This window comes from Parasaccharibacter apium, from assembly GCF_002917995.1.
Lineage (GTDB): Bacteria > Pseudomonadota > Alphaproteobacteria > Acetobacterales > Acetobacteraceae > Bombella > Bombella apis.
This window is the reverse complement of sequence record NZ_LMYH01000002.1, coordinates 47,355-56,132: the sequence shown is the minus strand read 5'-3', so window position 1 is coordinate 56,132 and position 8,778 is coordinate 47,355. Positions and strand designations below refer to the sequence as shown.

Sequence of the window (8,778 nt, the reverse complement as noted above, 5' to 3'; positions counted from 1 at the left end):
GGTCGGCCTGACGGGGCTGAACCTGACGGGCGGGGGCATGCTGGCCAACAGTGGCGAGCTGGGGAGCCGACAGGGGGCGGTGTCGCTTGAGGGGACGGGGCTGAGGAATGATGGCGGGAAGCTGATCGCGGCCGATGGTCCGCTGTCCCTGACGCTGCATGGCGGTGACATCTCCAACAGCAACGGTCTGATCCAGTCCAGCGAGGGTCTGACGCTGACGGCAGGCACGCTCTCCAACCAGGGCGGTGTTATTCAGACTGACCGTAACATGTCTCTGATCATACATCAGTATGAGTCGGATGCAGGGGCATCGCTAAGCAGTCGTGGACATCTTGACGTGCAGGCTCAGGGTCGTGTGCACAATGGTGGTCTGATGGGTGGAGGGGCAGGCGTTGATATGCAGGCCACCTCCCTGGAAAATGATGCGCAGGCTAGACTTGTCAGTGTGGGAGCTCCACTGCGGATCAATCTTACAGGCCAGGATGGTCTGAAGAATGCAGGGACAGTGCAGACACAGCATTTTGCAGACCAGAATTCCGGTGCTGATCTGAACATTGTGACCCCTGTTCTGTTTGATGGCGGAACAATCATGTCCGCAGATGCCATGACCGTGATGGCTGACAGGGTCGTGACCCAGGGGGGTATCCTTCAGGCTGAAAATGGAATGACCTTTGATAGGGTGAAGGATTTTTCCAATTACGGAGGCACCGTTCTCAACAGGAATGGCAATCTGACCCTGAATGTGAACAGCCTGCGGAATGAATCGGGAAGCCTTGAGTCTGGTGGTGATCTGAAGGCTTACCTCGGTCATTATTCTTCTGACGGTTCTTCCCGTCTGGTGGCGCAGCAGACCATGTCGCTTTCTCTGTCGGGTGGGCTGGACAATGATGGTCTTCTGGGTGGGAGTGCTGGCCTGACGGTGGAGGCGGCTTCCATTCAGAATGGTGTGCATGGCCATGTGCTGTCTGATCGGGGTGATGTGAACCTGATCGCCTCCCAAGGGCTGATCAGGAATCAGGGAGTCGTGGAAGAGCGGAATGCTGATGGGAGGCTTATCCTGTCGGCTCCCATCGTAAGGAATGAAGGAACGCTACTGTCAGCCGGTTCCATCGGTCTGAATGGCACGAAGGACATGGTGAACTCCGGCACGCTGTATGGCGTGAAAGGATTGACAGGGCAGCTTTCTGGCACGTTGGACAACAGCAATGGTCTGTTGGCAGTGGGGGGACCGGAGGCCCGTCTTTCAGCCGGGCGGATCGTCAATACAGCTGGAAACATTCAGGCTCTGGATGGTGGACTGACGCTTCAGGCGGGACAGGTTGACAATAGGGGTGGTCAGATCGGAGCCGTCACTGACCTTCTGGTGCAGGGGGACAGACTGCTCAACCAGAATGGTCTGTTACAGGCGGGTGGAAACCTGGCCCTTGGCCGTCATGGAGCGGAGATTGAGAATACCCAGGGCAGCATGCAGGCCGGGCATGACGTCACCATTGCTGCGGCCCATCTGGTCAATAATGGTGGGAAAATTCTGGCTCTCGGCGGTGATCTGACGGTCAATGATGCTGTGGATGCTTTAGGTGTCAGGGTGGCTGATGATCAGGAGACGGCTCTGGAGACCGGTGCCGGGAGTCTGAAGGCAGCCGGGGCCGTTACGCTGGGACTTTCAGGTCTGAAGGATGATGCTCATTCTGTCATAGCATCATCGAAATATCTCTCCATTTCAGCCAGTTCTCCTCTGGTGGTGCAGGGGCTGCTGATGGGAGGTCAGGGGGTTGGTCTACAGTCTGCCGGCCTGTCTCTTGCGGCCGGTGGGCAGGTCGTGTCCAGCAATGGTCCGTTGACTCTGGCCTTGGGTGGGACTGGCCTGAATAATCAGGGTGTGATCGAGGCCCAGGGGCAGGATGCACGCCTGACGGTGCAATCGGCGGGTAATATCGTGACGTCTGGCACTCTGCTTTCCACGGGAAGCATGAGCCTGACCGGGCAGGGTCAGCTGACAAATGATGGGGTGGTGGGGACGCTGGGTGGTGATCTGATTATCCAGGCACAGGCTCTCCACAATCAGGGGAAGGTGGCGTCTTCCGGCTGGCTGAATGGTACGGTTTCCGGAGATATCCGGAATGGCGGTCAGATATACGGGCAGAAGGGACAGACCCTCTCCGGGAACCGGATTGATAACAGTGGTGGCGAGATCAGTTCTGGAGGCGATCTGACCGTACAGGGTCAATCTCTGACCAATGATGATGGACGCATCATCTCTGATGCAGGCCATGTGGTCGTGCGGAGCGCAGACACCGTGAGCAATCATGGGGGGCTTGTGCAGGGGCTGGGTGATGTCACTGTTGTCTCGGGGGTTTTTGACAACAGCCAGCAGGGGAAAATTCTCAGTACGCAGGGGAGTGTCCAGCTTTCCACACCGCAGCAGTCTTTTGACAATCATGGTGGTACTATTCAGGCGGCACGGAATGTGCAGCTGACGGCAGCAGGTCTTGATAATGGACGGGGTGGCCTGATCAATGCTGTTTCGGGCAGTGTGAATCTTATGGCCGCTGGCGGAAATGGCATGAATGTCCTTCATAATGAGGGCGGCACCATACAGGCCAATGGTGATCTTCACCTTTCTGCACAACATCTCGACAATGCCGGTGGGCAGATTCTCCAGCAGTCCAGCACGCACGGACTGTTTCTTGACGGAGGAACGGGGAAACTTGCTGATGTGGCCGTTGGCCCTGACGGGTCAGTGGGAACTTTCCAGACAAAAGGAAGTCTGAGCCTTGCGGTGACCAACCTGCATGGTTTCGGAACGCTCATTGCGCCGCAGGATCTGAGTGTAACAACCTATACACCCGATGCTGACACTTTTTTTCAGGCTGGACGTGACGTAACCGTAACGGTTCTGGGTGATTACCATGTTGCTTCTGGAGCTGGCGTGCTGGCCGGTCGCAATGCGACGGTGCAGGCGTCTTCCATACGGAGTGATGGGGCCTTGATGGCCAATGGTGGCACCCTGACCGTTCATTCCGGAGGTGATGTCTACAATACTGGCCTGCTGTATGGGGCGACAGGGCTGGTCACGACACTGCCCGGCACGTTGACCAACCATCAGGGAGCTATTCTTACGGGGAATGGCAGCATGGTCCTGAGTGGTCCGAATGGTGGGACCATGTCGTCGCTGTTGAATCAGTCAGGTCAGATTACGGCTGCCGGATCAGACAGCGACATGGATATCGTCGCAAGTAGACTGACGAACGATATTGTCGGTGGAGTCGTCCAGAAAGATACGGGTGAAAAGAGTGAATGGCACTACAAGCGGGGTGAGTGGCAAGAGAAGGGTAGAGTAGCCCGTATTCCCATCCCGGACGGTTTTCTGGATGAAAAAGGTGAGCAGGCGACAGGCACCTTAACCATGACCGTGGTGAACACCACACATCGTAAGGGACACCGCGGAGAAGCAGAGGTTACCAGACAAGACATATACACCGTCGCCAACAATGCAGCTCCTCTTCTGTCTGCAGGGCGGGATATACATGTCAGCGCAGCTGGTGGGGTTCTGAATGATGGTGGGCATATTGCAGCAGGGAGGGACATAGCTCTTTCTGGCGGTACCCTGCAGAATGTTGGGTATACAAATGAGCGAATTTTCAGGACCCGGTGCGAGGATCATCGGGGCTGTATATGGGCCACAGAGGGTGGGACGGTTCCCAGTTTCAGTCATACAGATGGATATGTATCCACCGGGGACAGACTTGGACCATTTACGTGGGCAACGTTTTATTTGCCAGGTGTGAGCGGAACTATTGCTGCAGGAAGGAATATTTCAGGTAATCTCAGTGGTGCCATCGCTAATCAGACCAGAACCGCTGCGGGAGAACAGGTACAGTTCTCGGGAAGGCGACCTGACGGGTTAAAGGGAAAACAGCTTCCGAAGAATGGTTCGTCTGTGGCGGCGGTTTCTGCTGGAACTTCGGGGGGGATTGCACAGATGCAGCCTGACAGGGCGGCACCTGTGATGGTGACATCATCGCAGGCTCAGCCTCTGTCTCTGCCCGGCTTCGGAGGGACTACGGTGGCGGTTTCGGCTTCCGGTGCATCCACGGCAGCCTGGAAGCCGATGGATCAGTCTTCATCCAGCCAAGCCTTGGTTGGTAGTGCCCCGGTTCCTCATGGTGCGGCAGGGTCTCTCCCTTCCAGCTCTGTTCGTCAGATCAATGGTGGTGTATTGGTCGGATCCCCTGGCCCGGCCATGACATCTGGCGGGACATTGGCGGGTGAGGCTGCTGTTCCTCATGATGGGGCTGGGAGTCTGTCTCCTTCATCCGTCCACCGGACGGAGAATGGTGGCACATTGGCCGGGGTTTCTGATCCGTCCATGACGTCTGGCGGGACGTTGGAGGGGAAAGCCTCCGTTTCTCATGGTGAGGCTGCTGCACTGTCTGAATCGTCCAATCCGTTGATGGCCTCTGGAGGACGGATGACAGCGGGAGATGTTTCCAGACGCAGTCCGGTCAATACCGTGCTTCATGTGCCTTCTGCGGACCTGAAAGCAGTCGTGGCGTCCATTCCGGGTGGTGGGACGCTCTTCGTGCCCAATCCGTCGCCTTCGGTGCATTATCTGCTGGAGACCAACCCACGCTATGCGACCTTTGTGGGGCTTTACGGGTCGGACTATCTGCTGGGGCGGCTGGGCCATTCCATGGGAGATTACCGCTTCCTGGGGGATAGCGGGTTCGATACGCAGTACGTGCAGCAGCAGATCGTTTCTGCCACGGGCCAGACCTTCCTGGGTGGAAGCTATCAGGCAGCCAATGAGCAGATGCAGACACTGCTGGACAATGCGTCCCGGCAGTCTGACCAGCTGGGGCTGACCTTCGGGCAGGCCCTGACATCGGATGAGCAGTCCAGGCTGACGGACAACATCGTCTGGTATGTTCCCGTCTCGGTGAATGGACAGACGGTTCTGGTGCCGAAGCTTTATCTGGCTCCCGGCAAGGTGAAGCTGGCCAATGGCGGCGTCATTTCCGCAGGGAATGACCTGTCTCTTCAGGGGGGCAGCATAAGCAACAGCGGAGCGGTGGCATCCGGCAAGGCCCTGAATCTCGTGGCCACTCAGGGTGATCTCGTGAATGATGGCGGGAGCATTTCGGGTGGCGATGTGACCCTTGCCAGCCTTGCAGGATCTGTCGTGAATGACAGCCAGCTGAGAACAGACCAGATTGTCGGAGGGACGCAGCAGACACTGGGCCAGCAGGGTACGATCACGGCCAGTGGCAATGCCCGGTTGAGTGCTGCGAAGGACATCCTCTTCAAGGGGGCTTTGCTCAAGGCTGGTGGGGACGCCACCCTTGTGGCCGGACAGAACATCAATCTTGACGCCCTCTCGACACATGGGGCGGGTGGGGTGTCCAGGCGTCATTTCACACAGACGGGCAGCTTTGTCCGTAACATCGGGTCCAGCGTCATGGGTGATGGAACGGTCACTCTGGCGGCTCTGGGAGGCGACATAAATCTTGCCGGGTCTGGCGTCATGGCAGGAAAGGACGCTTTCCTTCAGGCCAAGGGAAATCTGGCCCTGAAGGCCATGACGGATGGGGATCACAGTTACAGTAGGGTCGTCAAGAAGGGCTTCCTGAATAAAAAAACCGTCACGACCAGCAAGGACAGCACGACCGGGATTGGCAGCCTTGTCGGTGCGAATGACAACATCCTGATGAGTGCCGGTGGCGATCTGTCCGTGAAAGGCACTGTCAGTGGTGGGCAGGATGTGACGTTGACGTCTGGTGGTTCATTGAGCGTTGATGCGTTCCAGAATACGGCGGCCTCCTATTACCAGAAGAAGAAAAGTGGTCTGTCCTTCCATACCGGGAGCCGTACTTCCATCGGTTATGGCAAATCCAACAATACCGATACGGGAACTGGTACGAACTGGACATCCAGCACTGTCAGTGCGGGCAGGGGTGATCTGACCCTGAAAGCCGGGAGCGCAGCCACGATCACAGGGTCCAACCTGAGTGCGGGGCATGACATCGGTATTGATGCGTCTTCGGTTGCCTTCAAGACGGTTGAGCAGACGCTTAAGCAGACGCAGGATCAGAAGCAGTTTTTTGTCGGTGTTTCTGTCGGTCTGACGTCTGATTCCATCGTGGGGCAGGTCGTGCAGTCTGCCCTGGCTGCGAGCAAGGCCAAGGGGCAGGGCAGCAGCATGGTTGCAGCCATGAATGGTGGTCAGGCCCTTTATACGTTGCAGCAGGGTGCTGATAACCTGCAGCATGTTGGCAGCCTTGATGCGATGAACATGGCACTGATCGGGGTGGAGGCCAGTGTCGGTTTCAACAAGAGCAAGAGTCATGCGGTTCAGGATCAGAGCACCGTAGTGGGCAGCGCGGCCACTGCAGGAAATGGTCTTTCGATCATTGCCCGGGGAGATCATCCCGGGGCTGCGGATGACGGGTCGATCAGTGCGACCGCAGCCCGCTTTTCGGCGAAGGATATCACGTTCGATGCAAAGAAAGACATCAATCTTCTGGCTGGTTGGGACCATGTAAATACCTATTCGAAGAAGACACAGACCAGTGCTTCCATTGGCGTGAAATATGAGATTGGAGGCCCCCAGACAGGCTTTGGTGTCACGGCGGGGGCGAGCCATCAGAGCCAGGAACAGCAGAGCCATCAGTCTACGGCGGTTGATACGACGCTGAATGGCACAAACAGTGTTACGCTGCATTCTGGTGCCAGGACCCTGCTGAATGGGGCGGAAGTCCGTGCCCCCCGGATTGACGTGAAGGCTGCGGAACTTGAGATCATCAGCCCGCAGAACACGTATGACTACCGCAGCGTGAGCACATCTGCGGGGGTTCAGGTTTCTGTACCACTGAACAATCCTGCTGGAGCTGCGGGCGGGGCCAGTTTTCAGCATCAGGTCGTGACGGATCATTTTGCCTCCACCGGGAAGGTGCTCTCCGGTCTGTATGCGGGGGAACAGGGTGTCGGGATTGATGTTGCCGGGAACACGACGCTGACGGCTGGCGTGATCTCCAGTGTGGCGTCCCGTGAGAAGAATCATTTCAGTACGGGCAGCCTGATCTCTCGGAATCTGGAGAACGTGTCCCGCTGGCAGCTTGAGAGTTCGGGCTTTCAGGCGAGCTTTGGTGGAGCGGGTCAGGGTGATGCCACGGGCTGGCTTGGTCAGGTTGGCCAGGGGATGGCGGCGAATTCCATGTCTCTTCTGGGAGGTGGACAGAACCACAATGAGAAGACGACCAGCCATTCTGCCGTCGGTGACAACATCACCATCAATGCGAAGACGGTTGATGGCGATCTGAGCCGTGACGTTGCCCATGCGAACGGGGCGATAGACAACAAATTCAACGCACAGAAGCTCCAGAACCAGATGCAGGCCCGCACTCTGGGGACACAGCTCGTTGGCGAGATTGTTGGCACGGTTTTCCAGAAGGATCAGGAGAGGGATGACAAGGCCCGTGCTGCGGAGGGTCTTCCGCCAGAGGAGGCTGGCAGTGCCTTTTCTCCCCGGGAGGTGGCCCGTGACCTGATCGAGGCTGGTGGGGCAGCCGGTATTGCGGCCCTGACGGGAGGGAGCCCGGCTGCTGCTGGTCTGGGTACGCTGGCTGGGAAAGTGACGGCAGCGACGACCCGTCCATTGGCGGAGGCCGTGGCGACGGGGCTGACGGGCAGCAGCGACGGTACGCTGCATGACAGTATTGCCAACATGTTCAGCAGTGCTGCCGCAGCGGCTGGTGGGGCTGTTGGAGGACTGGTTGCAGGTAAGGGCAGTGCCTCAGTCAGTGCGCTGACTGGTGCAGCGGCGGCAGCGGCCATCGAGCAGTATAATGATAGTGCTCATCGTGGGAAGGAGGCAGAACAGAAGGAAGAGCAGCAGAAAGAAGAAACGAAGGCGGTCGTGGATGCAGTTCTTGATGGTGCATTAACCGCTGGTTCCATGATCCCAGGCCCACCTGGAACTGCCTTTGGTTATACATTGGCTGGCAGGTTGGAGCAGGAAGGACACCCATATCTTGCTGCTATCCAGGCGGGATCAGCAGGTTTGGATACCTTTGGTATCGATACATCTGTTGTTGTGTCTCCTGCGATTACCGGTTCGCTCTGGCTTGCGAAGAGTGCTGTGGTGGGGGCGATCCTCAAGTTTGGTGGAGATGCTTTCGAAAGGCTTGCTCAGGCCCAGTTTATGGCTGTGACTGGGGAGGAGTTTGGGGCTGCTTTGGTAGGACATGCAGCAGAAGGTGCTGCCAATCTTGGCAAAAAAGAAACTGCAGCTGGTCAGGTTGTAAAAAGTGTCAGGCAGGATGACCCTGCATTTAAAAATATAGGAAAAAATTCCTCTCTATCATTAGAGGCTATAGAGGCAAGTAAAGGTGGTAATTCAGATTTAGAGGAAATTGACAGACAGTTTTTAGAATTTAACGAGAAAGCAGCAGGAAAAGGTATTCATGATGGAAAGCAGGGGAAGCATATTGTAGGTCATAATGATTACATTCCAGGTAGATCTATAATGTCTTCGGATGTAGACCCAGTGGAACTGTTGGAAGGAGCATTGTCGAGGAAATATGATTTTTTAGGTATGGGTCCTAGGGACTCTATATATAAGTTTGATTTTAATAAAAAAATCGGGGAATATACACAGGGGGAAGGAAAATTCTATGACACTACTATAGGTAGTATACATGTGTCTAAGAAAGGTGCACATATTGTTCCAGCAGCCCCAAAGGGATGGGAAAATAAATAAAAAGTATTATGAATTTTTCT

1 protein-coding gene is annotated in these 8,778 nt (G+C 56.3%); it reads left to right on the top strand.

The window, feature by feature from the left end; all coding sequences use genetic code 11:
• Positions 1-37 precede the first annotated feature (37 nt).
• Positions 38-8,758 carry a hemagglutinin repeat-containing protein gene (locus ASO19_RS00685; protein ID WP_219811878.1) on the top strand — a complete coding sequence of 2,907 codons (8,721 nt, stop codon included), beginning with the start codon at positions 38-40 and terminating at the stop codon, positions 8,756-8,758.
• Positions 8,759-8,778 lie beyond the last annotated feature (20 nt).